Below are 26,075 nucleotides of genomic sequence, written 5' to 3'. Positions count from 1 at the left end.
CGGTCCCCTGTGGCCAAGCGAAAAACTAACACCACTCTCTATGCAAAATGCCTTACTGGTCCTGCTCGCCCTGTTCCTGGTCGCGCTCAATGGCTTTTTCGTGGCCGCCGAATTCGGCATCGTCACACTCCGAAAAACCCGCGTGCGCGCCATCGCCAAGAGCCAGGGCCTGCGCGGGCGCCTGCTGGGCAAGGTCCACGGCCAGCTCGACGCCTACCTGTCGGCCTGCCAGCTGGGCATCACCCTTGCCTCGCTGGGCCTGGGCTGGGTGGGCGAACCGGCCTTTGCCAGCATCCTCGAACCCGTGTTCGGCATGATCGGCATCGATTCCGAGAAAATCATCCATACGGTATCGTTCGTGGTCGCCTTCAGCGTGATTTCCTTCCTGCACATCGTGGTCGGCGAGCTGGCGCCGAAATCGCTGGCGATCCGCAATCCGGAAGTGGTCGGCCTGTGGACCGCGCCGGCGCTGTACGTGTTCTACTGGTCGATGTACCCCGCCATTTACGTGCTCAACGGCAGCGCCAACATGGTGCTGCGCCTGGCGGGCCTGTCCGGTCCGGGCGGGCATGACGCGCACTATTCCACCGATGAACTCAAGCTGATCCTGCGCACCAGCCAGCCCGGCGAAAAATTCACCCGCGACGAGCGCCACATCCTGGCCCAGTCGCTCGACTTCAGCCAGCTGTCGGTGGCCGACCTGATGCGTCCGATCAATGAAGTCATCGCCCTGCACGCCAGCAAATCGCTGCAAGACAATTTGCAGACCGTGGTGAGAAACCGTTTCAGCCGCTATCCCTACTTCGATACCAATGGCGAAGACGTGCTCGGCGTGATTCACCTGAAGGATTTGTTTTTCGCCCAGCAGGCCGGGCGTCCGATCAAGGACCTGAACCAGTTCCTGCGTCCGGTCGAAACGATGTCGGCGCGCACCCCGGCGCAGCAAATGTTCCGCCGTTTCCGCGACGGTGCGCCGCACTTTGCGCTGATCGGTGAAAAGGGCAAGCGCCCGGTCGGCTTCATCACGCTCGACAACCTGCTCGGCGCCATGGTCGGTGAAATCCGCGACGAATTCCGCCTCAACGAAAACGATTGGCTGCGCCAGCCGGACGGCACCCTGATCGGCAAGGCCAGCCTGCCGATCTTCTCGCTCGAACGCATTCTCGGCATCGATATCGATAACGAGACGCTGGGACTGGATGAAGTGGAATCGGTGGGTGGTTTGCTGATGGTCAAGCTGGGTGACATTCCCAAGCAGGGCCAGCGGATTGAATTCCCCCACTTCGACATCGTGGTCAAGAAGATGAACGGTCCGCGCATTGTGCTGATCAAGGTAATCCCGCAGATCGAGCGCACGATCGACACGGACGAGCAGGACTAGGCACACTGCCCCGGAGGCAGGACTGAGGTCGGAAGCGTCGTCATTCCCGCGGCGGGAATCCAAGGCTCCGTCGCTTAGCAAAGATGCCTTGGATTCCCGCCTGCGCGGGAAGGACGGTTTTGAAATTCATGGTCAGAAAACCGCTGAACCTAACGCCATCGAGTCGAGAGACCAGTTCCTGGAGAGACGGGAAGTCATCTGCCAATGGCAGAAATGACAGAGCTAAGTTTCGAGGCTACAAGGTCTTAATCGAACGGCACTCACCACCGGGTGGGAATCTGCCTAGACGTCGTTGACGACCGCCGGCTCGATGCCGGTCCATTCACGCATCAGCGAGTAACCCACCGCCAGCAGGGTCGGGCCGATGAACAGGCCGACAAAACCGAAGGCCAGCACCCCGCCCAATACGCCCAACAACACCAGCAGGAACGGCAGGCTGCTGCCGCGGCTGATCAGCATCGGCTTGACCACGTTGTCGACGCCGCTGATGAGCACCAATCCCCACACCACCATGAAGATGGCCCAGCCGGTCTGGCCCTGGTTGAACAGCCAGATCGCCGCCCCGCCCCAGATGATCGGCGGGCCGACCGGCACCAGCGACATGACGAAGGTGGCCACGGCCAGCAGCGGCACCGCCGGCACCCCGGCAATCACGAACCCGATGGCGGCCACCAGCGCCTGCGCCAGCGCCGTTCCCAGCAAACCGTACATGACGCCGCGCACGGTCTGGCTGACGGTGCTGGCGATCCTCTGCGCGCGCTCGCCGATGATGCGGTCCATGGCCACGCCGATGGCAATGAGCAAAGTGTGGCCATCGCGGTACAGGAAGAAACTGACGAACGCGGCCAGGCTCATCTGCGCGACGCCGGCGCCAAGCACGATGCCGCCGCCCAGCAGGTAATGGCGCGCCGGCTCCAGCAGGCGCTGGGCCAGTGCCATCATCTGCTCGCGGCTCGACACCAGATTGCCCACGTAGGTGTACAGCGTTTCGCCGACCAGAGGAATCTGGCGCAGCCAGGCCGGCGGCTCGACGTGGCCGGTGGCCACGGCGGTTTTGAGCTGGTCGTAAAAGCGCCCGATATCGTCGGCCAGGTTGTAGGCGACCAGCGCGATCGGCAGGATCACCAGGCAGGTCAGGGTCAAGGTCAGGGTCAGCGCGGCCAGGGTACGGCGTCCGCGCATGCGCCCCAGCACGTACAGGTAGATCGGCCAGGAAGAGATCACGATGGCGGCGGCGAACAGGATCGCCGCCAGGAATGGCCGCAGCACGTACAGGCAACCGATGGTGAGCAGCGCGATGGCGCCCATGTAGGCGTAATTCTTGCTGCCGCGTTCCTGTTCCATGGTCGCCCCGTCAGGTAAGTAGGTGGATCAGTCGAGCAATTGTTTGATGTCGTGCACGATCGGGCCCGGACCCTTGCCATGACGCACGAACAGCCGGACCTTGCCGTTGCGGTCGAATACATAGCTGGCCGCGGTGTGGTCCATCGAATAGCTGCCCTCGGCCTTGCCGTCGACCTTGGCGTAGAACACCTTGAATTCCTTGGCGACCTTGGCGGTGGCTTCGGCGTCGCCGTACAGGCCGAGGAAGCGCGGGTCGAACGCCGGCACGTACTGGGCCAGCAACTCCCTGGTGTCGCGCGCGGGGTCGATGGTGACGAACAGCACCTGCACCTGGTCGGCCTTGGGACCGAGTTCCTTCATCACCGCCGCCATTTCGGCCATGGTGGTCGGGCACACGTCCGGACACTGGGTAAAGCCGAAAAACATCACCACCACCTTGCCCTTGAAGTCGGCCAGGGTGCGCGGCTTGCCGTTGTGGTCGGTCAGCGCGAATTCGCGCGCGTACGGCAAGCCGGTCAGGTCGGTGTTCTGGAAACTAAGCGGCTTGGCGGCCGGTTTGTCGCACGCGGCCAGCAGCAGGCCCAGCGCGCACAGGGCGAGCAATTTTTTGATCATAATTTGACGTAGTGGTCGAGCAGCAAGGCAGCAAACAGCAGCGACAGGTAAATGATGGACCAGGTGAACGCCTTGCGCGCCACCTGGTCGGAATAGTGGCGGTACACCTGCCAGCCATGCCACAGGAACACGGCATTGAGCACCACGGCCGAGGCCAGGTAGATGTGTCCGCTCATGCGCACCGCGTACGGCAGCAGCGTGGTGGCCGCCAGCGCGATCGAATACAGCCAGACGTGGAAACCGGTGAAGTTCATGCCGTGCGTGACCGGCAGCATCGGCAAACCGGAGCGCGCATAGTCGTCGCGCCGGTACATGGCCAGCGCCCAGAAGTGCGGCGGGGTCCACACGAAAATGATCAGCACCAGCAGCCAGGCTTGCATCGGCACGTCGTTGGCGACCGCGGCCCAGCCGAGCGCCGGCGGCATGGCGCCCGACAGGCCGCCGATGACGATGTTTTGCGGCGTGGCCGGTTTCAGGATCATGGTGTAGATGACGGCGTAGCCGACAAAGGTCACGAAGGTGAGCCACATGGTCAGCGGATTGACCATCGTGTACAGCACGGCCATGCCGGCGCCGCCGATGATGGCCGAAAAGATCATGGTCTGGGTCTTGGTCAGCTCGCCCATGGCGGTGGCGCGGCGCGCGGTGCGCGCCATGCGCGCATCGATCTCGGCTTCGAGCAGGCAGTTGACGGCGAACGCGGCGCCGGCCAGCAGCCAGATGCCGACCGTGGCCGGCACCAGGATGCGCCAGTTGGGCATGCCTTCGGTGGCCAGCAGCATGCCGATCACGGCGCAGAACACGGCCAGCTGGGTGACTCTCGGTTTGGTCAGCGCCCAGTACTGGGCGGCGCGGTTGGCGGTTTTGTGTGTTGCGGTCTGGGTTGTCATTGGTGGTGGCTTGCTTGCAGTACCGGGCCGGAGGGGTACTTGATCTTGTAGTTTAACATGGTCACCATCAGCACCAGCAGCGCGGCGCCGGCGTTATGCAGCACGGCGATGGTCAGCGGGAAGTTCAGGTAGACGGTGGCGATGCCGGTCGCGGCCTGGACGGCGAGCACGAGGGCGATCCCGCGCGCATGCCTGGCCACGCCCGGATGGGCGCGCGCGCGCCACGCCGCCAGGCCCAGCACGGCCAGCACGACGAAGGCGAAGTTGCGGTGCACCCAGTGGATCGCGGTCAGGGCGGAGAACGGCAGGTAGTGGCCGGCCGCGGTCTTGCCCAGCTCGCGCCACAGGGTAAAGCCATGCTCGAAGTCCATCTCGGGCACCAGGTTGCCGTTGCAAAGTGGGAAATCAAGGCAGGCCAGGGTGGCGTAGTTGGTGCTGACCCAGCCGCCCAGGGCGATCTGGATCGTCAGTACCACGGCGGCGGCCAGCGCCAGGCGGCACAGCATGGTGGGCGCGCCGGCGGCCGGCGCGGTAAAGCGCCCATGGGCCAGCGCGGCGGCGCGGTTCTGGCGCGCACCCAGCCACACCAGCATCGACAGCAAGCCCATGCCCAGCAGCAGGTGGATGGTGACGATGACCGGCTGCAGCTTGAGCGTCACGGTCCAGGCGCCAAAGGCGCCCTGGATCAGCACGAACACGAACAGCGCCGTCGGCAGGCCGGGCGCGAACTCGGCGCGGCGCGTCTTGCGCCACTGAACCCAGGCGGTTCCCATCAGCGCCACGATCAGCACGCCAATGCCCATCGCCAGGTAGCGGTGGATCATTTCGATCCAGGCCTTGACCACGGTCACGGGGCCGGTCGGCATCAAAGTTTCGGCGGCGACGATCTCGGCATGCGCGAGGAAGGGATTGGCGGCGCCATAGCAGCCCGGCCAGTCCGGGCAGCCCAGGCCCGAATCGGTCAGGCGCGTGAAGGCGCCGAAGACGATCAGGTCGAACGTGAGGAACACCGTGACCCAGACCAGCTTGCGGTATTTATTGGGGTCGGACGACATCCAGACCATCGCCAGCGGCAGGCAGGCCGCCAGCAGGCCGATCAACCCCAGTTGCACCATGGACGAGAGCTGCATCGCTTAACCGATCGCGGAAGCTTTGAGCAGCTTGTACATGTCCTTCTTCACCTTGGCCGGATCAGGCTGCTTTGGGAAGCGCATCATCAGGTGACCCATCGGGTCGATCAGGTACATGTGCTCGTCCACCTTGCCGCCCGGCTCGACCGGCAGCCAGGACGTCACGGCCGCGGCCGGCACGCGCAGCATGCGGGTGCCGTCGACCACGCGCATGAGCATGGTGTCGATCGGGGTCGCGTCCGTGACCAGCCAGACGCGCTCGATGCGCTCCATTTCCTTGCCCTGCATCAGGCGCAGCTGGCGCATCGCGACCAGCTGGTCGCGGCAGGCTTGCGGGCACTCGCCCGGACCGACCTGCAGCATGATCCATTTACCTTTGTAGGCGTCGAGCGCGATCGGCTTGCCGTCGAGCGTGGTGATGCCCATTGCCGGCGGGATCGGGTACTTTTGCGGCTCGATCAGGGTCCCGTAGTTGGTGCGCCCGGTCGGCTTGATCACGTAATAAGTCAGGTAGGAAAACAGCATCGGCGCCGCGCACACGAAGACCACGGCCAGCAGTTTCCAGCGGCCGCTCCATTGACTTGCTTTAGTCGTTTTGTTTAGTTCCACGTTGAAATCCTGTAATCACGAAAAAGAGCAGCGCCATGACCGCCAGCGCATACCATTGAAATGCATAACCCTGGTGTTTTTCCACGTTCAGGGAGGGGGCCGGCCAGTTGCGCACCAGCTTGTCGCCGGCCGGCGCCGGGCCGCTTTGCTCGATAAAAAAGGGCTGCACCGCCAGCTTGCTCGCTTGCGCGAACTCGGCCGGCGTCAGGTTTTGCAGGATGGCCTTGGGCGCGACCGGCGCCGCCGTTCCGAGCTGCATCACCTTGCCCATGCCTGCGCGCGCCAGGCCCGTGACGGTCACCGTGCCCGCCGGCGTATCGAACTCCGGCAAGCGGTCGTACTGGCCGGTGTAGCGCGGCAGCCAGCCGCGCGCCACCAGCACGTGCATATCAGTACCATCGATGCGCAGCGGCATCAGCAGGTAAAAGCCGGCCTTGCCTTCTTGCGGACGGTTGTTCAGGAACAGCGGCCAGTCGCGCACAAAGGTGCCGGTGACGGTGACCGGGCGCAGCTCGACCTGGGCGGGCGTGAGCGGGGCCGCGCCGAGCACCAGCGGGGCGGCCCCGGCGCGCGCCGTGATGGCCTGCTGCAGACCGATTTTCTCGGCGGCGCGCCCATCCTGCCAGCGCCCCAGGGCGATGCCGAGCGCCACCAGCAGCACCGTGGCCACGAAGGGGATCGCCCGAAACCGGAAGCGGATACGCATTACAATGGTGCCTTACTCAAAAAATTCGAGCTCATTATGAAAATCCTCGTCGCTATTGCCTTCATCCTGATTATCGGAAGCCTGGGCTCTGCCCTGTTCTTCCTGATGCGCGACAAGGGCAAGAGCAACCGCACGGTACACGCGCTGGCGATGCGCGTGGGCCTGTCGATTACCCTGTTCCTGGTGCTGCTGGGCAGCTACAAGATGGGCTGGATCGCGCCGACCGGCATTCGCTGACGCTGAGCGGCCCTCAGCCCGTCAAGGTTATTCCCAACCGCAAAAAACCGGGGACAGGCCACCGCTTGGTGGACTGTCCCCGGTTTTTCTTGTTCTAAACCTGCCGGAGGGCGCACCCCCCGCTGCATGCCGCCATTTACAGCCAGTAGACGACGATGTACAGGCCGAGCCAGACGACGTCGACAAAGTGCCAGTACCAGGCGGCGCCTTCGAAGCCGAAGTGGTTCTCGGCGGTGAAGTGGCCCTTCATGACGCGGTACAGGATCACCGACAGCATGATCGCGCCGAGCGTCACGTGGAAACCGTGGAAACCGGTCAGCAGGTAAAAGATCGAACCGTAGATGCCCGAGGTCAGTTTCAGGTTCAGGTCGCTGTAAGCGTGCATGTACTCGTAGGCCTGGAAGCCCATGAAGACGAAGCCGAGCAAGATGGTGGCGGCGAGCCAGAACGCGGTCTTGGCACGGTGGCCGGCGCGCAGGGCGTGGTGCGAAATGGTCAGCGTTACGCCCGACAGCAGCAGCAGCGCGGTGTTGATGGTCGGGATCGGGAACGGACCCATGGTCGTGAAGCTGTCGATGGTGCCGGCCGGGCTGGCGCCGCCCCACTGGGCCGCGAAATCAGGCCAGATGATCTTGTGATCGAGGTCGCCCAGCCACGGCATGGTGATGGTGCGCGCGTAGAACAGGGCGCCGAAGAACGCGCCGAAAAACATGATTTCGGAGAAGATGAACCAGCTCATCGACCAGCGGAACGACAGATCGATGCGCTTGCCGTACTGGCCCGCTTCGGATTCGCCGATGGCGTCGCCGAACCAGAAGTACATGACCAGCAAGGTCGCCAGGATGCCGGCGATATTGACCGCCGGGCCCCACGATACGTCATTGACCCAGGCTGAAGCGCCGATCATCGTGACGAGCAGCGACAAGCCGGCGGCCATCGGCCATTTGGACGGGCCCGGCACAAAATAATACGGTGCGGCGGCGTGTGGTGAACTCATCTTCATCTCCTAAATCAAACTGTATGCGGTGAATTTATTGCTAATTTGTAAAAACTTAATCGGGCGGCTGATTTTACGACACGGCAAATTTCACCAATGCCACCAGCACGCCAATGAACAACATCACCCCAATCAATCCGGCGAAAACCACATGCACCGGATTCAGGCTGGCCGAATCTTTTTCGTAATCGCTGCGCTTGCGGATGCCCAGGAAAGACCAGAACACCGCTTTCATCGTGGCGCCGAAAGACGCCTTGTGCTCGTTGCCTTGCTTCACATCCGTCATGGCGGCCCTTACTTTGCTGCCTGGGTACCGGCAATCTCGAAAAACGTGTACGACAAGGTCATCGTCTTCACGTTGCGCGGCAGGGCCGGATCGATGTAGAACACCACCGGCATCTGCTTCGCTTCATTCGCCTTCAAGGTCTGCTGCTTGAAGCAGAAGCACTCGACTTTTTTAAAGTGCTGCATCACCAGTTGCGGCGCGAAGCTGGGAATCGCCTGCGCCTGCACAGTCCGGTTCTGCGTATTGACCACCTCGTACAGCACGGTGGTCAGCTCGCCCGGATGGACCTCGATCGAACTCGTGGTCGGGCGGAAACGCCACGGACCCTGCGAATTGCCATCGAACTCGATCGTGATCTTGCGCGATGTATCGATCTGGGTATTCTTGTCGTACTTCACCGTGCCATCGGACTGGGTCAGTACGTTGATTCCCAGCATTTCGCACAAGTGCTTGTACACGGGAATCAGGGCGTAGCCGAAACCGAACATGATCACCGCCACGACCAGCAGCTTGCCGAGCATGGTGCGATTGAGCTTGAGCTTTCCGGATTCTTCAGTCGCCACGTCAGCTCACAGCCAAATACGTTTGATAAATACCATGGCAAAGAAAAATGCCGCCAGCACGGCCAGGATCAGGCCGGTTCTTGCATTGTTCGGTTTTTTTGGATCAGACATGGCGTTCCACTTACAAGTTCAGTGGCGCGGGCAGCAATTCGCTGTCCGCGCCGCTGTATGACTTTACCGTTACTTCACCGTCGGCGGTGTTTCGAAGGTGTGGAACGGTGCCGGGCTCGGCACGGTCCACTCCAGGCCTTCAGCGCCATCCCATGGCTTGTCGGCCGCCTTGGCACCGCCACGAATGGTCGGCAGGATCACGCAGAACAGGAAGTACACCTGCGACAGGCCGAAACCGAACGCGCCGATGGTGGCGATCGTGTTGAAGTCGGTGAACTGCGCCGGGTAATCCGCGTAGCGGCGCGGCATCCCCGCCAGACCCAGGAAATGCATCGGGAAGAAAGTGATGTTAAACGTGATCAGCGACAGCCAGAAGTGCATCTTGCCGCGGAATTCGCTGTACATGTGGCCAGTCCACTTCGGCGACCAGTAGTAGAAACCGGCGAACAGGGCGAACAGGGAACCAGCCACCAGCACGTAGTGGAAGTGGGCCACGACGTAGTAAGTATCTTGCAGCTGGATGTCGATCGGGGTCACGGCCAGGATCAGGCCGGTGAAACCACCCATGGTGAACACGAAGATGAAGCCGACCGAGAACAGCATCGGGGTCTCGAACGTCATCGAACCCTTCCACATCGTGGCGATCCAGTTGAACACTTTGACGCCGGTCGGCACTGCGATCAGCATGGTTGCATACATGAAGAACAGCTGGCTGGTCACTGGCATGCCGGTGGTGAACATGTGGTGAGCCCAGACGATGAACGACAGAATCGCGATCGACGCGGTAGCGTAGACCATCGAGGCATAGCCGAACAGCGGCTTGCGGGCAAACGCCGGCAGGATCTGCGACACGATACCGAACGCAGGCAGAATCATGATGTACACCTCGGGGTGACCGAAGAACCAGAAGATGTGCTGGTACATGACCGGGTCGCCGCCGCCGGCAGCGTTAAAGAACGAAGTGCCGAAGTGACGGTCGGTCAGGGTCATGGTGATCGCGCCAGCCAGCACAGGCATCACGGCGATCAGCAGGTAGGCGGTGATCAGCCAGGTCCAGCAGAACATCGGCATTTTCATCAGGGTCATGCCCGGAGCGCGCATGTTCAGGATGGTGACGATGATGTTGATCGAACCCATGATCGACGATGCGCCCATCAGGTGCATCGCGAAAATCGCCATGTCCATGCCGGGGCCCATCTGGGTCGACAGCGGAGCGTACAGGGTCCAGCCGGCAGCGGTTGCGCCGCCAGGCACCAGGAACGAGGTCGCCAGCAGGATTGCCGCGGGCGGCAGCAGCCAGAACGAGAAGTTGTTCATCCGTGCGAACGCCATGTCGGAAGCGCCCACCTGCAGCGGGATCATCCAGTTGGCGAAACCGACGAAGGCCGGCATGATCGCGCCGAACACCATCACCAGACCGTGCATCGTGGTCAGCTGGTTAAAGAACTCGGGCTGGAAGAATTGCAGGCCCGGTTTGAACAGTTCGGTACGGATCATCAGCGCCAGCACGCCGCCGGAAAGCAGCATGATGAGCGAGAACCACAGGTACAGGGTACCGATATCCTTGTGATTGGTGGCGAACAGCCAGCGGGTCATCCCCGTCGGGTGATCGTGGCTATGATCGTGATCATGGCCGTGTGCGTGATCTAGTGTGCTTGTGCTCATAACTTACTCCCGATTACTTGTTACGTGCAGCCAGGACTTCGGCTGGTTGAACGATATTTTCCGTTGCCTTGTTCGACCAGTTGTTGCGGGTGTAAGTAATCACCGCAGCAATATCAGAATCCGACAATTGTTTCCAGCCTGGCATTTCGGTCGGGTACTTGCCCGACTTCTGGCCGTGCAGCAGCACATTGATCTGTTCCGCTTTCGCGCCCAGAACGACCGGCGAGGCATCGAGCGCGGCGAACGCGTTCGGCACACCCTTGCCGTTGGCCTGGTGGCAGACCACGCAATTGGTGGTGTAGACTTTTTCGCCTTTGACTTTCAGTTCATCGATGGTCCACACTTTCGATGGATCGTCGGCCAGGGCAGCCATTTTCTTCTTCTCGCCTTCGACCCACTTGGTGTAGTCGGCGTCGGAGACGACATTGACCACGATCGGCATGAAGGCGTGTTCTTTACCGCACAGCTCGGCGCACTGGCCGCGGTAGACACCGATCTGCTCGGCCTTGAACCAGGTATCGCGCACGAAACCGGGAATCGCATCCTGCTTGACGCCGAAGGCCGGGATCATCCAGGCGTGGATGACGTCGTTGGCGGTCAGGACGATACGGATCTTCTTGTTGACCGGCACGTAGATTTCATTGTCGACTTCCATCAGGTAGTTGACGCCGCGCGCTTCGGTCGGCTCAACACCTGGCGCACCGACTTGCGAACGCGGGGTTTTCAGGTTCGACAGGAAGGAAATGCCTTCGCCCTCGCCCTTCAGGTAGTCGTAGCCCCATTTCCACTGCATGCCGGTGGCTTTGATGGTGATGTCGGCGTTGGAGGTATCTTTCATCGCTACCACGGTCTTGGTCGCTGGCAGCGCCATCACGATCACGATCAGGAAAGGGACGACGGTCCAGGCGATCTCGACAGCGGTCGATTCGTGGAAGGTGGCCGGCTTGTGGCCCAGCGAACGGCGGTGCTTGAAGACCGAATAGAACATCACGCCGAACACCGCGACGAAGATCACCATACAGACGATCATCATCCAGGTGTGCAGGTCGTTGATTTCCGACGCAATCTTCGTCACTGGCATTTGCAGGTTCAGCTGGTATTCCACCGGACGTCCCTCCACCGGTGCAGCCAGCGCAGGGATGCTGGCCGAAATTGCCAGACCGAACATCAAGGCCTGAAGTCGCTTTGCATATGTCATGTTTTCCCCAACCACCCAAAAATAAAAATATTTTTTCTACGCCGAAGCATCCTGATCGGATCCCGGCGCTCCGAAACCATCGCACAAAAAGGGCCCATACCGTCCCGGCGCGCTCACGGCACGGCGGACCCGACTGGAACCCTGACATCGGCCATAGGTGAACAAAGCACACTGATGAACGCTGACTTGCTATCGCTTTCGACTGCTGCACCGCTGAACAAACACCGGGATTTCCCGCCTTGAACAACACAGTCGACAAAATTAGTCGTTGATTATACTCAAGGATAGCCCCCCTCATCAAGGGAAAATCCTCCCGTAACGGGTCAGCCGTCGCCTGTTTGCCCCGCTTTGACGGCCCTTTTGTACCATGTCTGGTACAAGTGGCAAGCCCGCACCTAAAACGCTTGACGAACCATCAGCGCCCCTTGCGCGGCTCAAAGCGGATGATCGCCTCGCCAGCGGCGGTCACGCGCGGCGCCGGACGGAAGGCGTGGCCGTAGATGACCTCGAAGGTCAGGCCCAGCTTGCCGTCGGCGCGGCGCTGCCGCTCCAGCGCCGCCAGCATGCGCTGCCAGGCCGCGCGCCCGAACAGGCCGCGCCGGCGCGTGGCGAGCGGATTGCCGCCCAGCGCGCGGGCGTCGGCCAGCAGGGCGGCGGCCGTATCGTAGGTGACCGTAATGACTTCCATGTCCATGACCGGGGTGGAAAACCCGGCCTCCACCAACTGGTCGCCGAAGTCGTGCATGTCCACAAAAGGCAGCACGTGCGGGGTGGGGCCGGTCCCGGCGTCGGCCTCGGCGAACGCCGTGCGCAGCTCGCGCAGGGTGTCCGGGCCAAAATTGGAAAACATCAGCAAGCCATCTTGGCGCAGCACCCGGCGCCATTCCGCGAACACGCGGTCGGGCTGGGGATGCCAGTGCAAGGCCAGGTTGGACCACACCAGGTCGACCGAGTTCGGTCCGAACGGCAAACTGCCGAAATCGCCGCACAGCAGATCGACCCCGGCCTTGCCCGGCAACAGCCGGCTGAGCATCTGGTTCAGCGATTTGAGGGCCGAGGCCGGCGTTTTGGCCGCCTCGATCATGGCGGCGGCCGCGTCGAGCCCGACGATGTGGGCGGCGGGATAATCTTTTTGCAACAACGCCAGGTCGGCGCCGCTGCCGCAGCCGGCGTCGAGCACGCGCTTGGGCGCCACCTTGACCAGCATCAGGCGCTCATGCATGCGGGCGGCGATCTCGCGCCGCAGGAAATCGGACCGTTCCACGCGCTGCGGACGCGAGAACAGGGTACGCACGCGCGCCAGGTCGATCGGCGCGCTCAGGGTATCGGTAGCCATGGAGGGTAAAATCAGCTGAGATGAGATAATGCCGGCAGTGTACCCGTTTGCCGTATTCCCGTTTGCCGCATTCCCATTTTGAAAGGGCAGTCCGATGAGCGCGTGGCCGCAGCGCGACACCATGGCAGGCATGCTGCGCGCGCTGCTGCCCTCCACCTGCGCCCTGTGCGGGGAAGCGGCCGACGCCGCCGTGTGTGCGCCCTGCGCGCGCCAGTTCGTGGCCGCCGGCGCGGCGCGCTGCCGCCGCTGCGCCAATCCGCTCGGCGGCGCCGACGCCGGCCTGGCCTGCGGTGCCTGCCTGGCCGATGCGCCGGCCTACGACGCTACCGTGGCGGCAAGCGACTACGCCAGTCCGCTCGACCAGCTGGTCCTGCGGCTCAAGTTCGGCGGCGCCCTCGCGCTGGCGCCCTGGTGCGCGCGCACGCTGCACGCGGCGGTGCTGGCCGCGCCCGGCTTCGCGCTGCCCGAGCTTCTGTGTCCGGTGCCGCTGGGGCCGGCGCGGCTGAGCGAGCGCGGCTACAACCAGGCGCTCGAAATTGCCCGGCCGCTATCGACGCTGCTGGGCATCGCCCTGCAGCCGCGGCTGACGCTGCGCCGGTTCGACACGCCGGCGCAATCGGGCGCGACGGCGCTGGAGCGCAAGAACAATATGCGCCATGCATTTCTGGTGGCGCCGGACATGCTGGCGCAGGTGCGCGGGCGCCACATCGGCGTGGTCGACGACGTCATGACCAGCGGGCATACACTGAATGCGCTGGCGGCCACGCTCAAGCGCTTCGGCGCCGCGCGCGTGAGCAACCTGGTGTTTGCGCGCACGCCGCCGCACTGACTTTACAAAAGGAGAATGACTTGTTCCACGTCGTACTGGTAGAACCCGAAATCCCGCCGAACACCGGCAATATCATCCGCCTGTGCGCCAACACGGGTGCGCAGCTGCACCTGATCGAACCGCTGGGTTTCCCGCTGGACGATGCCAAGATGAAGCGCGCCGGGCTCGACTACCACGATTACGCCACCATGAAGGTCCACAAGAACTGGGAAGCGTACCTGAGCGATTGCCAGCCCGACCCGGCGCGCATGTTCGCGCTGACCACGCACGGCTCGTCGCCGTTCGCCGAAGCAAAGTTCCTGCCGGGCGACGTCTTCGTGTTCGGCGCCGAAACGCGCGGCCTGGCGCCCGCACTGCGCGAATCGTTCGCGCCAGCACAGCGCATCCGCCTGCCGATGCGCCCGGACAACCGCAGCCTGAATTTATCGAACACGGTGGCCGTGGTGGTGTTCGAGGCATGGCGCCAGAACGGCTACGCCGGCGGCGCCTGAGAAATTGCCGCACGATTGCATCAGTCCGGCAAAAATTTCCGCGAAGCCTTACTATCATGACATCAGCGTTCCCCTGTCCGCTCCGTCATGATCAAGCTCCAGCTCCTGCTGCGCGATCCCGCCCGCGATCGCAGCGACGACCCCGCCCTGTGCGCCTTGCTCGAGGCGCACGGCATGCACGTGACCGCCTGCGGCATGGCCACCATCTCGGCTGAAACCTCGCTGGCCGACGCAGAAAATTTATTCGGACCAATTCCAAATGTAAGGGCTGGGTTCGCATCCGATGTAACATCCACACCGGCACTCGCGATTCCGGCGGATCTGGAACACGCCGTCAGCCTGATTACCATCGCTCCACGCCATGCGGCGACGAGCCAACCTACCTAGGGGGAATCCATGCAGCCTTTCAAACCCAGCCCGCCCCGCCCTGCCGTCAATGAGCCGGCGCCGCCGCAGGAACAGCTGCGCATCGCCATCACCTTCAAGGGCCGTGCCAATACCGGTCCGACCAAGCTGGCGGCGCGCCTGTCGTCGCGCAGCATTCTCAGCTTCGAGCCCGCCCCGGGCGAAATGGAAACGGCGATCGAAGCGCTGCGCCAGCGCGGCTTCATCGTCTCCGGACGCGGGCGCATGACGGTATCGGTGCGCGGTACCGTGGCCCAGTTCGAGGAAGTGTTCGGCACGCGCCTGACCCCGTTCAACCTGAGCCCGAAGCAAAGCTATTCGAGCGACCGCGTGTTCTACCCGGCCAAGGGCGCTCCATGGAATCCCGATCCCGCCCTCTCGGCGCTGATCGATGACGCTTATATCCAGTGGCCCCACATCTACCTGGCCGACCCGGGCGCCAGCGCGCGTCCGCCGGCGGTCGGCTATTACCACCTCGACGTGCTCAAGGATGTGCCGGCCAAGCTCAACGCGGCTCACATCCACAAGGAACGCCACCACGGCGAAGGCATCCGGGTGGCCATGATCGATACCGGCTTCGACCATTCGCATCCCTTCTTCACGCGCAACGGCTTCACTTCCTCGGTGGTGCTGGCGCCCTCGGCCACCAACCGCCACACCGATCCGGGCAGCCACGGCACGGGCGAGTCGGCCAATGTGTTCGCGGTGGCACCGAAAGTGACCTTCATCGGCGTCAAGCTGGGCGACGATGCCGATCCGAACGGCGGCGCCAGCATCCTCGAAGGCTTCCAGGAAGCGCTCAAGCACAAGCCGCACGTTATTACCGTGAGCATGTGCTACGACTTGCGCGACAACAATGGCACCTCCGAACTGAAGGAATTGCCGAACGGCCTGAAACCGCTGGAAGCGGAAATCCAGGCGGCGATTGCCAGCGGCATCGTGGTGGTGTTTTCTGCAGGCAACGGCCACTACGCTTTCCCGGCCTCGATGCCGGAAGTGCTCAGCGTCGGCGGCACCTTCGTGGCCGAAGACGGCGCCATGAAAGCGTCCGATTACGCGTCGGCCTTTACCAGCGGCATCTATTCAGGCCGCCACGTGCCCGATGTGTGCGGCCTGGTCGGCATGCTGCCCAATGCCGACTACATCATGCTGCCGGTCCCGCCCGGGGCCGACATCGATACCGGCAACGCCGAGCATGACGGCACCACCGCCGGCGACGGCTGGGCCGTGTTCAGCGGCACCTCGGCCTCGGCCCCGCAAATCGCGGCCGTGTGCGCCCTGCTGCTGCAGAAAAACCCCAAGCTCACGCCCGCCGAGATCAAGGCGCTGCTGGTGCGCACCGCGATCGATGTGCGCGACGGCTCGGCCAGCCCCTCCAGCGATCCGGAAGGCAAGGGCATCAAGGCCGGACCGGGCATCGATGGCGCCACCGGGGCCGGCCTGGTCGACGCCTTCGCCGCTTGGCAGCAGGCGTAGCGATGGAGTCGGCAAGCGAAGTACGGGTTGGGCTGATCGGCTACGGCTTTTCCGGAGCCACCTTCCAGGCGCCGCTGATTGCCTCGGTGCCGGGACTGCGCCTGACCCGCGTGTGCTCCAGCCAGAGCGAGCGCGTGCTGCGCGACTTTCCGGATGTCGAGGTAGTGGCCGACCCGGCCGAACTGATGGCCTCGGGCGAAGTCGATCTGGTGGTGGTCGCCACCGCCAACGCCAGCCATGCGCCGCTGGCCAGGCAGGCGCTGCTGGCCGGCAAGCACGTGGTGGTGGAAAAACCGTTTACCATCACCCTCGACGAAGGCGCCGAGCTCATTGCGCTGGCCGAACAGCGGCAGCTGCACCTGAGCGTGTTCCACAACCGGCGCTGGGACAGCGATTTCCTGACCCTGCGCCAGACCATCGATGCGGGCCTGCTCGGGCCCATCAACATGTACGAGGCGCATTTCGACCGCTACCGCCCCAATGTGCGCGGACGCTGGCGCGAACAGAATTTGCCCGGTTCCGGCATTTTGTACGACCTGGGCGCGCACCTGATCGACCAGGCGCTGGTCCTGTTCGGCAATCCCGATTGCGTCAACTGCGACATCGGTGTGCAGCGCGACGCCGGCAGCGACGCCGCCGACGACTATTTTCATCTGACCATGCGCTACGGCGCGCGCCGCGTGATCCTGCACGGGTCGTCGCTGGTGCTGCAACCCGGTCCGCGCTTCACGGTGCATGGCGACACCGGCAGTTTCATCAAGCATGGAATGGACCCGCAGGAAGCGGCGCTGATGCGCGGCGAGCGGCCCGGCGCGCCCGGCTGGGGTGTGGAGCCGGAGTCGCTGCACGCGCAGCTCAGTTTCGTGAAAGGGGCGCTGACGGTGACCGGCAAGGCGCAATCGCTGCCCGGCTGCTATCAGGAATACTATCAGCGCGTGTTCGAGGCCATCGCCCATGGCAAAAGCCTGCCGGTGACGGCGCGCGAAGGCCTGGCGGTGATCAAGATCATCCGCATGGCCATGCAAAGCCACGCGCAGCAGCGTAGTGTAACGTTTGAGTAGTACGCGGCACCGTCGTCCCCGCGAAGGCGGGGACCCAAGTGTGTTCCGAAGCCACAGACTGAGCGACGATACTTGGGTCCCCGCCGAGTGCCGCCTTGGCGCGGGGACGACGAATCTTGCGTTACAGGGTCTCGCTGATCCTGAGGTAATCGCGCAGCACACGCACGATCAGCGCGTGGTCGTCGGCGCCCGGCAGGCCGGCCACGGTAATCGTGCCGGCCACGCCGCTGCCGCGTATCGTCAGCGGAAACGCGCCCCCCAGCGCCGCGAACTCGCGCGGGTCGAGCGTGGCAATGGCGGCAATGGTGCCCCCGCCCAGCGTCACCTGCGTGTGCACATGGTAGGAACTGTGCCCGGTGCGCTTGACCAGATTACTCTTGCGCCAGATCCAGTGCGCATGATCGGGCGGCGTACCGTTCATGGCGTGATAGAACAGGCGCTGCCCATGGCGGGTGATGTCCACCGTGATCGCCTGGCGCGCCTCGCGTGCCGCCCGCACCAGCCGCAGGCCGATTTCCAGCGCGACGTCGCTGTTGAAAAACTCGAACTGCAGCAGCTCCTCCTGGCGCGCCAGCATGGCCAGCCGCAGGTACGGATCTTCCCGTTTCACGGCGCCGCCCCGCCCAGCACATCGAGCGCCGCCGACACGTACACCAGCGGCGCATTCCAGTTGATCGCCACTTCGTTGCTGGCGTAGCTGCAGTCGTCATCGATATACGACAGCGCCGGCAGCGCCGACGGATATGGCGCCTTGCAGTCACCCTTGTCCTGCTGGCCCGCATGCGGCCCGCCAGCCAGAAAACCCGGCACGGGCGCCGCCACCTGGTCGGCCATCGACGGCCGGTGATGCGGATGGCGCACCTGGCGCGCCCCGAACCCGGTCACAAACGAATACCCGGTGGCGTTACGCCCCAAAACATAATCGAGGCCGGCCTGCGCCGCGTCGAGGTAATCGCGCTTGCCGTTCAGGCGATACGCCTGCAGCAGCATCATCGACTGGTTCAGCGCCACCGCATTGCTGCCCCAGACAAAGTCCTTCCCCTGCATCGCCACGCCATAGGCCGAGGCGCGCCATTTGGCGGCCAGCGCCGCGGCCAGGCCATCGATGCGCGCGGCGATCAGGGATTGGTCGGCCACCGCGCTCAGGCTTTTTCGGTGGTGCGCGAGCGAGATCCAGGCCAGGCCGCGCACGTCGGCCCATTCGGGCACAGTGGCGCTCACGCCGGCCGGCTTCATGGCCGCGTAGTAGCCATCCTTGCCGCTGCTGATATACAGTTCGGCCGCAGCCCACGCGAATTCGTCCTCGAAAGTGGCGTCGCCGTATTCGCCCGTGACCACGCCCAGCGGATTGCGAAACGCCACGGCCGGATTGGCGCGCGCCCATTCCCACGCAGCTTCGGCCGCGCGCAGCATTTTCGCCGGCAGGCCGGGCCGCTGCTGCTCGTAGGGTTTGAGGACGCGGCTGGCGGCCGCCATGGTGGCCGCGAAGTCGAGCGTCGCGGCGGTCCCCTTCTGCACCACGTAACGCGGTTCGCTGCTGGCCTGGGCCGGCATGACGATGCCGTCGAAACGCAGGTTGGTCAGCTTGTTGTACACGCCGCCGTCATGCGGGTCCTGCATGGTCAGCATCCACTCCAGGTTCCACAGCGCCTCGTCGAGGATGTCGGGCAGCGTGTTGCCGCTCTCCGGAATGGCGCTGCGCTGGCGCGCGAAATAATCCGGAAAATGCTCGAACGCGGCCAGCAGCGTGTAGGTCGAGATGCCCGAATTGACGATGTACTTGTTATAGTCGCCGGCGTCGTACCAGCCCTTGGGGCTGGCGATGACGGTGCCTTCCGGGCGCGCCTTCGATGCGGCCGAGGCGTGCACCAGCACGCGCGTGTCGGCATGCCCGGCCGCCCGTGCATACGCGCCGGCGTGGGCGGCGTCGAGCGCCATGCCGGAGCGGTTGAAATAATACGCCTTGAGCGCGGCGCGGTTCAGCTCAGCGTACACGCCGGCGCGCACCGCGAACGGCTCGGAGGTCGCGGCGCCGGCGGCGCGGATGCGGTAGTCGCCGGGACGCGTCAGGGCCGAAAAATCGGCCAGCATGACCGTTTCGCCCGACTCGCGCCAAACGGCGGCCGGCCCGGCGCGGCCGCGCCAGGCGACGGCGCCGCTGGCGGCGTCGATCACCTCGACCTCGCCGGCCGCACCGGCCGGCAGCACGGCCACCTTGTGCGCCTGCGGCAGGAAACCGAGCTGGTTGACGCGGATGTTGCCAGTAGCGGCATGGGCATGTGCGCCGGCCGCCAGCAGAATCGATAACAGGCAGGCAGGCGCGCGCCTCATGCCGGTACCGCCTGCGTGGCCTTCGGATCTTCGCCGGCCGCTTCGTCAATATAGAACGGCGCGAACCAGGTGGCGATGAACGATGGAATGGTGGCGACCATCACGAAGATGAAGTAGGTGATGTAGCCCATCCACTCCTGCAGGTGGCCGCTGATGGCGCCCGTGACCATGCCGCACAGGCCCATGATGCCGGTGCCGAAGGCGTAGTGGGTGGTGGTGTACTTGCCCGGCGCGAGCTGCTGCATCAGGTAGATCATGAAGCCGACCGCCCCGAAGCCGAAGAAGAATTTCTCGATCATCACGCCGGCCGTGATCAGCGACAGGCTCGTTGGCAGGTAAACGGCCATGATCAGGAACGTCACGTTCGGGATGTTCACCGCGCAGCACAGCACGAACAGGGTTTCCCTGAGACCGCGCTTGGCCACGTACAGGCCACCGAGCAGGGACCCGAGCAGCACCGCCGCCAGGCCGTAGGTGCCGTAGATGAGGCCCAGCATTTCGTTGTTCAGCCCCAGCCCGCCCTTGGCGACCGGATCGACCATGAAGAAAGGGCCGATCTTTTCCAGGAAGCCGATACTGAGGCGGAACAGGAAGGCAAAGGCGATCATGCGCCAGATGCCGGGCTTCTGGAACAGGGTGACGAAGGAATCCATCAGGATATGCCCGGCCGCCTTGACGCTCGATGGCGTGTTCTCGGCGCGCGCGCCGTCCGGCATGAAGCGCGCATGCCACAGCGCCAGCACCAGGGTCAGGCCGGCGACCAGGAAGAAAATGATGCGCCACGATTCGATCCAGTCCGGGCCGAACACGGCGGCGTCGTGGTGGAACACGTTCACGTGCAGCCAGCCGCTCAGGTACACCATGCCGCCGGCGGCGACGATCGGGCCGACATTCCAGCTCAGGCTCTGGATGCCGCAGTACAGCGACTGCGCGCGCGAATCGAGCGAAGTGACGTAGACGCCATCACTGGCGATATCGAGGGTGGCGCCGACGAAAGACAGGGCCCAGAACAGCGCCATCAGGATCGCCATGTAGTTCGGCAGCGCCATGACCAGCGCGATGCCGATGAAACCGAGGCCGATCAGCACCTGCGCGCACAGCACGAAGAACTTCTTGGTGCGGTACATTTCAACGAAGGGCGCGAACAGCGGCTTGACCGTGTACGCCAGGATCAGGAGGCTCGAATACTGGGCCGCCTTGCCGTTGTCCATGCCGAGATTCTTGAACATGATGGCGGTGACGGTGGTCAGCATCACGTAGCCGAGCGCCATCATGAAGTAACCGGTCGGCACCCACAGCAGGGGCGAGACGGACGGTTTAGAAGCGTGCATGGTCGTTTTCCATTTCAAGAGGGGGCAGCGGCAGGGTCGCCGGCAACACGGCGCGCGGCGCGGGGCCGCTTAGCGCCAGGTCGGCCAGGTGCTCCGACAGGATCGCCGCCGCGCCCAGCATGGCCGGATATTGGGCGGTGATCACCAGCGTCGGAATCTGCGCGATAAAGGCGCTGAAACGTCCCTTGTTCTCGAAGCGCGCCCGAAACGGCGACTGGGCGAAATACGCACCCAGTCGCGGCACCACGCCGCCGCCGATATACAGGCCGCCGCGCGCGCACAGGGTAACCGCCAGGTTGGCTGCGACGGTGCCCAGCATACCCGAAAAGCAGTCCAGCGTTTCACGGCACAGGGGGTCGCCGCCGGCCAGGCCGCGCTCGACGATATCGGCCGTGGAGAGGCTGGCGTCAACCTGCAGGCCGGCCCTCGCTGCCAGCGCTTCGCGAACGAGCACGATGCCCGGTCCGGATACGATGCGCTCGGCCGAGACGTGCTCGTAACGCTGCCAGCAATGCTGCAGGACCGCCACTTCGCGTTCGTCGAACGGCGAAAAGGCGACGTGGCCGCCTTCGCTCTGCACCGCCACCCAGCGCCCGTCGACCGGCACCAGGCCGGCCACGCCCAGGCCCGTGCCGGCGCCCACCAGGCCGATCACGCCGGTGGCGACTGCCTTGCCGGCGCCGATCTGCTCCAGGTCCGACGGCACCAGGGCCGGCAGCGCCATCGCCAGCGCGGCGAAGTCGTTCACCACCAGCAGGGTATCGAGACAGAGCGCCTGGCGCGAGGCGGCGATCGAAAAGGCCCAGTGGTGATTGGTCATCTTGACGGCGTCGCCGTCGACCGGATTGGCGATCGCGATGACCGCGTGGCGCACGCGCCGCGCCGGCAGCCTGTTTAAATAGGCGCGCACCGCATCGTCGAACTGCGCGTAGTCGGCGCAGGCCAGGGTGTGCACGTCGCCCACCCGCCCGGCGCCGTATTCGAGCGCGAAGCGCGCGTTGGTGCCGCCGATGTCGGCCAGCAGGCGCGCACCATCGGCATAGGAATCATGAACCATGTTGCCTCCAATGGAAGAACGGTCGATCAGCGCTGGCGCTGGGCGGACAGGAAATCGCGGTACCAGATGGCGCTATCCTTGAGGGTGCGCTCCTGCGTCGCGTAATCGACATGGACGATGCCGAAGCGCTTGGCGTAGCCGGAGTTCCATTCGAAGTTGTCGAGCAAACTCCAGAGGAAGTAGCCGCGCACGTCGACGCCCTGCTCCATGGCCGCCTTGAGCGCGTCCAGGTGCATCCGCACGTAGGCGATGCGCGCCGGGTCGCTCACCTTGCCGTCGGTGACCGCGTCCGGATTGGCCATGCCGTTCTCGGTGATGTAAATCGGCGGCAGCATGTATTCGGCATTGAGCTTGACCAGCAGTTCGGTCAGCCCCTGCGGGTAGATCTCCCAGCCCATGTCGGTGAAACCGAGCTTGCCGGGCGGCGTGCGCGGCGGCGTTTCGGCGCTGCAGAAAGAGCGGAAGTAGTAATTCACGCCGAGGAAGTCGATCGGCTGGGCGATGGCGGCCATGTCGCCGTCGTGCACCACCGGCGCGTTGGCGCCATGCGCGCGCAGCGCCAGTTCCGGATAGCGGCCCTTGAAGATCGGGTCCATGAACCACTGCACCGAACGTGCGTATTCGAGTTCGGCCATGGTGCGATCAAGCTCTGAATCGGTGGCCGGATCGGCCGTCCACTGGTTCAGCACAATGCCCAGCTGGGCCGAAGCGGCGGCCGCGCGCATCGACGTCATCGCCAGTCCGTGCGAGAGCAGCAGATGGTGCGACACCTGGATCGCCTGCCTGGCGTCCGCCACGCCGGGCGCGAACTGCGCATTGCCGTAACCGAGGTTGGCGCTGCACCATGGTTCGTTATGGGTGGCGATGGCATCGATGCGGTTGCCGAAGCGGCGCGCCACTTCGTGTGCGTAGTCGGCGAAGCGGTGCGCGGTGTCGCGATTGAGCCAGCCGCCGTCGTCCTGCAAGCCTTGCGGCAGGTCCCAGTGGTACAGGGTCAGGTGCGCCTTGACGTCTTTCGCCGCCAGTTCGTCGAGCAGGCGGTCGTAGAAACCGAAACCGGCTTCGTTCCAGGCGCCCTTGCCGCTCGGCTGGACGCGCGCCCAGGCCATCGAGAAGCGGTAGGCATCCACGCCCAGCGACGAGATCAGGCCCACGTCTTCGCGATAGCGGTTGTAATGGTCGCAGGCGACGGTGCCGTCGCTCTGGTCCTTGATGTTGTTCGGGTTCAGGCAGAAGGTGTCCCAGATCGATGGCCCCTTGCCATCAGCGTTGGCGCCGCCCTCGATCTGGAAAGCGCTGGTCGCGACTCCCCACGTAAAGTCGGCAGGGTAGTGATTGGATTGGTTCATTGTAGAGCTCGATATCGGTGGGGCGATGACGGGACGCGCGGCGCCCGTCCGGGCACGCCGCGCCGTGGTCCGCTCCCCCGGGGGAAGCGGACAAGGCGGCAGACTTAGAAGTCGACGCCGGTGTTGAAGCCGATGGTGCGCGGCGGCAGATACTGCGCCACCCACGGACCGAAGGCATTGGCGGCGCTGGTCTTGATGTTTTTGTCGGCCACGTTACGCACGTAGGCATCGACCCACCACTTGTTGGCCGTGTAGCGCAGGCCAAGGTCGGTGCGGGTGTAGGCTTTCTGGCGGTCGCCCTCGCCCAGGTTGAAGACGCTCAGCCAGGATGCGGTTTCGTAGTGGGTCGAGATGCGCGGGATCACCGTGGCGCCGCCGGCCAGCTCGAACGTGTGCTGGTACTGCAGCTGCATCGAGAACTTCGGCGCGTGCGGCATGGTGTTGCCGCTCACGTCCAGGCAGTTGCTGATGCCGGGGATATCGCACTTCGGCAGCAGGTAATCGTTGGTGCCGCCGATCAGTTTGCCCAGCTTGGCGCGGGTGTAGGCCATGGTCAGCTGCAGCTTGTCGTCGCGCGTGAGCTTGGCCGCGATTTCCGATTCCAGGCCCCACACGGTGGCGCCGTCGGCATTGTTGGTGGCCAGGCCGCGCGTGCCGTCCGGATTGGTGATCGGGGCGCTGAACTGGAAGTCCTTGAAGTCCGAGTAGAACAAGGCGTTGTTCACCTTGACCATGCCGCCCATCAGGGTGCTCTTGCTGCCGAGTTCATAGTTGGTCAGGGTTTCGGCGCCATACGGACGGCCGCCATCCTGCAGGCCGCCCGACTTGTAGCCGGTCGAGACGCTGGCGTAGACCATGTTGCTGCGGTCGATGTCGTAGTTCACGCGTACCAGGCCGGTGGTCTTGCTGCCGTGGTAGACGCCGTCGTTCGATGGATTGTTCGGCACATAGCCCTGGCCGGGAATGCGCGGGTCGATCGATGGGCTGACCGGTACCTGGGCCACGTCCTTGCTGTAGTCCCAGGTGTAGCCGTTGCCGCCCTGGTTGGTGCGCTTGTCCTTGGTGTAGCGCAGGCCGGCGGTCAGGTGCAGCTTGTCGCTCATGTTCCAGGTGGCCTGGCCGAAGGCGGCGGTCGAGTCGACCGTCTGTTTCGGCTGGATGAAGGAACCCTGCCAGTTGACCGTGCCCTCTTGCGTGCCGTTGAAGATCGGGATATCGAAGCGCATGTCGTTCTTTTCAGCCGCGTAGTACAGGCCGAGCTGCCAGTCGATCTCTTTCTTGCCGAGCGATTGCAGTTCCAGTTCGTGGCTGTGGTTCTTGTAGTGCGAGGCCACGGTATTGTTGGCCTGGTAGGTCGCGCCGGTGGCGAAACTGGTCGGTATCGCCGCGCCGCCGTCCTGGTCGAAGGTGGACGAGCCGCTGAAGCGCGACACACCGGCGATGTAGTGCAGCGCCAGCGAATCGTTGATGGTGTACTCGAGGCGCGAGCGGATCGCGTCGGAATCGCGCTTGAGCGTTGGCGCCACGTCGGACAGGGTGGACCAGAGGTCGGTGCCGGCGCGCGGGGTTTGCAGCAGGTTCATGCTCGGGGTGCCGCGGTCGGCGTATTTTTCGTACGCGACGTTCCACTTCACCGATGGCGTGATGTTCCACAGCAGGGACAGGCGCACCGCGGTCTGGTCCTGGGCGCCGTATTGCGGGCCGTTGGCGACGAACAGGTTCGGATTGATCGGACGGAAATCGGCATCCTTGCCGCCGCCGGCCTTGAAGGCCGCGCGCTGGTCCGCAAGTGGAATGGCCGGCAGCTTCTGGTAACCGATGTAGCCGTCGTGCTGTTCGTGCACCGCGGCGATGCGCAGGGCCGCCGTTTCGCCGAGCGGAATGTTGAAGGCACCGCGCGAACCGAGGCGCTTGTAGTTGCCCATGCCCGCTTCGATGCTGCCGGAGCGCTCGCCGATGACCGGTTTGGTGGTTTGCATGTTGACCGCGCCGACGGTGGAGTTGCGGCCCCACAGCGTGCCTTGCGGGCCGCGCAGCACTTCGATCGCTTCCAGGTCGAACAGCAGCGAGGTGGCGCCTTCCGGACGCGGCGAATAGATGCCGTCGATGAAGCTAGCCACTTCCGGATCGGCGTATTCGGTCTTGGCGCTGTCGTTGCCGATGCCGCGCAGGGTCATGGTGATGACGCCATGGTCGCCCTGGCCGGTGGCCTGGAAACCCGGCACCAGGTTGACGACGTCCTGGATGGTTTGTACGTGGTTGTCCTGCAGCGCGGCGGCGTTGATCGCGGTGATCGCGATCGGGGTTTTTTGCAGCGGCGTCGAACGCTTGGTGGCGGTGACGACGACTTCGGGAATCACGTTCGAGTCGGCGCTGGCGCTGCTTTTGCTGACCGCAGGCGCCGCCGGAGCTTGCGCCACATCCTGGGCATGCGCCGCACTGATACCTGCGAGCAAAGTCAGGATGGCAAGTTGAATTGGGGCGCGAACGCGGCGAAACGCCTGGGTGGCGGTAGATTTCATGCAGTCTCCATTCGGAATTGACCGATTTTTGTTGTTCAACACTTTGGCTGGGCGAGAAAACGTTTTCAGATTACGTGAAAACGATTTCATGGTACATTTCGGTGCATTCCAAAGTCAAACGAAATATTCTGGTGCGACCGGATTTGTCATATTCG

General features: G+C 64.0%; 26 protein-coding genes. 7 read left to right on the top strand and 19 right to left on the bottom strand.

Translation table 11 applies throughout. From position 1 onward, the window contains the following. Positions 1 to 40: 40 nt before the first annotated feature. Positions 41 to 1,381, top strand: a complete 1,341-nt coding sequence (locus CR152_RS07855; RefSeq protein WP_099874413.1) for a hemolysin family protein — start codon at positions 41 to 43, stop codon at positions 1,379 to 1,381. 282 nt (positions 1,382 to 1,663) lie between these two features. Here CR152_RS07855 and CR152_RS07850 read toward each other — a convergent pair whose 3' ends face one another. From CR152_RS07850 to CR152_RS07825, 6 genes are read right to left on the bottom strand one after another with little or no spacing between them, the layout of a single operon-like run. Beyond that, positions 1,664 to 2,725: an AI-2E family transporter gene (locus tag CR152_RS07850; protein ID WP_099874412.1), complete on the bottom strand. Its 1,062-nt coding sequence runs from the start codon at positions 2,723 to 2,725 to the stop codon at positions 1,664 to 1,666. 27 nt (positions 2,726 to 2,752) lie between these two features. After that, a complete protein-coding gene (locus tag CR152_RS07845) occupies positions 2,753 to 3,340 on the bottom strand; it encodes an SCO family protein (RefSeq protein WP_099874411.1) in 588 nt (195 codons plus the stop codon). Next, entirely contained in the window at positions 3,337 to 4,230 is an 894-nt protein-coding gene (gene cyoE / locus CR152_RS07840; protein ID WP_099874410.1) for a heme o synthase, read from the bottom strand. The genes CR152_RS07845 and cyoE overlap by 4 nt, the downstream gene beginning before the upstream one ends. Further along, the gene (locus tag CR152_RS07835; RefSeq protein ID WP_099874409.1) at positions 4,227 to 5,360 is read right to left on the bottom strand and encodes a COX15/CtaA family protein; all 1,134 of its coding nucleotides are present in this window, start codon (positions 5,358 to 5,360) and stop codon (positions 4,227 to 4,229) included. Before CR152_RS07835 ends, cyoE begins: the two co-directional genes overlap by 4 nt. 3 nt (positions 5,361 to 5,363) lie before the next feature. Beyond that, positions 5,364 to 5,969 carry a redox-active disulfide-containing membrane protein gene (locus CR152_RS07830; RefSeq protein ID WP_208640091.1) on the bottom strand — a complete coding sequence of 202 codons (606 nt, stop codon included), beginning with the start codon at positions 5,967 to 5,969 and terminating at the stop codon, positions 5,364 to 5,366. Beyond that, positions 5,947 to 6,675 carry an SURF1 family protein gene (locus CR152_RS07825; protein WP_099874407.1) on the bottom strand — a complete coding sequence of 243 codons (729 nt, stop codon included), beginning with the start codon at positions 6,673 to 6,675 and terminating at the stop codon, positions 5,947 to 5,949. The genes CR152_RS07830 and CR152_RS07825 overlap by 23 nt, the downstream gene beginning before the upstream one ends. A gap of 36 nt (positions 6,676 to 6,711) precedes the next feature. Here CR152_RS07825 and CR152_RS07820 point away from each other — a divergent pair, with 36 nt between their 5' ends. Beyond that, the gene (locus tag CR152_RS07820) at positions 6,712 to 6,912 is read left to right on the top strand and encodes a twin transmembrane helix small protein (RefSeq protein ID WP_099874406.1); all 201 of its coding nucleotides are present in this window, start codon (positions 6,712 to 6,714) and stop codon (positions 6,910 to 6,912) included. Positions 6,913 to 7,048: 136 nt separating this feature from the next. On the opposite strand, the gene CR152_RS07815 is transcribed toward CR152_RS07820, so the two are convergent. The 7 genes from CR152_RS07815 to CR152_RS07790 form a co-directional block, all read right to left on the bottom strand. Then, positions 7,049 to 7,909: a cytochrome c oxidase subunit 3 gene (locus CR152_RS07815; RefSeq protein ID WP_099882089.1), complete on the bottom strand. Its 861-nt coding sequence runs from the start codon at positions 7,907 to 7,909 to the stop codon at positions 7,049 to 7,051. 73 nt (positions 7,910 to 7,982) lie between these two features. Further along, complete coding sequence (locus CR152_RS07810; RefSeq protein ID WP_099874405.1) at positions 7,983 to 8,195, bottom strand: DUF2970 domain-containing protein; 213 nt, start codon at positions 8,193 to 8,195, stop codon at positions 7,983 to 7,985. A gap of 8 nt (positions 8,196 to 8,203) precedes the next feature. Continuing rightward, a complete protein-coding gene (locus CR152_RS07805; protein WP_267876230.1) occupies positions 8,204 to 8,758 on the bottom strand; it encodes a cytochrome c oxidase assembly protein in 555 nt (184 codons plus the stop codon). 6 nt (positions 8,759 to 8,764) lie between these two features. Then, on the bottom strand, positions 8,765 to 8,869 hold the full coding sequence (locus CR152_RS34045; RefSeq protein WP_229413311.1) for a cytochrome oxidase small assembly protein: 105 nt from the start codon (positions 8,867 to 8,869) through the stop codon (positions 8,765 to 8,767). Between the two features lie 69 nt (positions 8,870 to 8,938). Further along, complete coding sequence (ctaD, locus tag CR152_RS07800) at positions 8,939 to 10,534, bottom strand: cytochrome c oxidase subunit I (RefSeq protein WP_099874403.1); 1,596 nt, start codon at positions 10,532 to 10,534, stop codon at positions 8,939 to 8,941. Positions 10,535 to 10,547: 13 nt separating this feature from the next. Beyond that, positions 10,548 to 11,732, bottom strand: coding sequence for a cytochrome c oxidase subunit II (gene coxB, locus CR152_RS07795; protein ID WP_099874402.1), 1,185 nt, complete (start codon positions 11,730 to 11,732; stop codon positions 10,548 to 10,550). A gap of 415 nt (positions 11,733 to 12,147) precedes the next feature. Continuing rightward, positions 12,148 to 13,068 carry a methyltransferase domain-containing protein gene (locus CR152_RS07790; protein WP_099874401.1) on the bottom strand — a complete coding sequence of 307 codons (921 nt, stop codon included), beginning with the start codon at positions 13,066 to 13,068 and terminating at the stop codon, positions 12,148 to 12,150. A 94-nt stretch (positions 13,069 to 13,162) separates the two neighbouring features. On the opposite strand from CR152_RS07790, the gene CR152_RS07785 reads away from it, so the two are divergent. The 5 genes from CR152_RS07785 to CR152_RS07765 all read left to right on the top strand — a co-directional run bounded on the left by CR152_RS07785 (position 13,163) and on the right by CR152_RS07765 (position 17,330). Next, positions 13,163 to 13,897: a ComF family protein gene (locus tag CR152_RS07785; RefSeq protein ID WP_099874400.1), complete on the top strand. Its 735-nt coding sequence runs from the start codon at positions 13,163 to 13,165 to the stop codon at positions 13,895 to 13,897. A 20-nt stretch (positions 13,898 to 13,917) separates the two neighbouring features. Continuing rightward, entirely contained in the window at positions 13,918 to 14,388 is a 471-nt protein-coding gene (gene trmL / locus CR152_RS07780; RefSeq protein ID WP_099874399.1) for a tRNA (uridine(34)/cytosine(34)/5-carboxymethylaminomethyluridine(34)-2'-O)-methyltransferase TrmL, read from the top strand. An 87-nt stretch (positions 14,389 to 14,475) separates the two neighbouring features. Beyond that, positions 14,476 to 14,775 (top strand): hypothetical protein, encoded by a 300-nt coding sequence (locus tag CR152_RS07775; protein ID WP_099874398.1) that lies wholly within the window; start codon positions 14,476 to 14,478, stop codon positions 14,773 to 14,775. Between the two features lie 9 nt (positions 14,776 to 14,784). After that, positions 14,785 to 16,269: a S8 family serine peptidase gene (locus CR152_RS07770; RefSeq protein ID WP_099874397.1), complete on the top strand. Its 1,485-nt coding sequence runs from the start codon at positions 14,785 to 14,787 to the stop codon at positions 16,267 to 16,269. Between the two features lie 2 nt (positions 16,270 to 16,271). Next, positions 16,272 to 17,330, top strand: coding sequence for an oxidoreductase (locus tag CR152_RS07765; RefSeq protein ID WP_099874396.1), 1,059 nt, complete (start codon positions 16,272 to 16,274; stop codon positions 17,328 to 17,330). Between the two features lie 121 nt (positions 17,331 to 17,451). Here CR152_RS07765 and CR152_RS07760 read toward each other — a convergent pair whose 3' ends face one another. From CR152_RS07760 to CR152_RS07735, 6 genes are all read right to left on the bottom strand, one after another. Next, complete coding sequence (locus CR152_RS07760) at positions 17,452 to 17,940, bottom strand: heme-degrading domain-containing protein (RefSeq protein WP_229413309.1); 489 nt, start codon at positions 17,938 to 17,940, stop codon at positions 17,452 to 17,454. Then, positions 17,937 to 19,661, bottom strand: a complete 1,725-nt coding sequence (locus CR152_RS07755; RefSeq protein ID WP_099874395.1) for a glycoside hydrolase family 9 protein — start codon at positions 19,659 to 19,661, stop codon at positions 17,937 to 17,939. Before CR152_RS07755 ends, CR152_RS07760 begins: the two co-directional genes overlap by 4 nt. Further along, entirely contained in the window at positions 19,658 to 20,992 is a 1,335-nt protein-coding gene (locus CR152_RS07750) for an MFS transporter (RefSeq protein WP_099874394.1), read from the bottom strand. The genes CR152_RS07755 and CR152_RS07750 overlap by 4 nt, the downstream gene beginning before the upstream one ends. Next, positions 20,979 to 22,049 (bottom strand): glucokinase, encoded by a 1,071-nt coding sequence (locus tag CR152_RS07745; protein ID WP_099874393.1) that lies wholly within the window; start codon positions 22,047 to 22,049, stop codon positions 20,979 to 20,981. Before CR152_RS07745 ends, CR152_RS07750 begins: the two co-directional genes overlap by 14 nt. A 26-nt stretch (positions 22,050 to 22,075) precedes the next feature. Further along, a complete protein-coding gene (locus CR152_RS07740) occupies positions 22,076 to 23,398 on the bottom strand; it encodes a GH1 family beta-glucosidase (RefSeq protein WP_099874392.1) in 1,323 nt (440 codons plus the stop codon). Between the two features lie 104 nt (positions 23,399 to 23,502). Further along, a complete protein-coding gene (locus CR152_RS07735) occupies positions 23,503 to 25,920 on the bottom strand; it encodes a TonB-dependent receptor (protein ID WP_099874391.1) in 2,418 nt (805 codons plus the stop codon). Between the last annotated feature and the right edge of the window lie 155 nt (positions 25,921 to 26,075).

The organism is Massilia violaceinigra (assembly GCF_002752675.1).
GTDB lineage: Bacteria > Pseudomonadota > Gammaproteobacteria > Burkholderiales > Burkholderiaceae_D > Telluria_A > Telluria_A violaceinigra.
The sequence above is the reverse complement of the archived record's forward strand: the minus strand, read 5'-3'. Positions and strand labels throughout refer to the sequence as shown.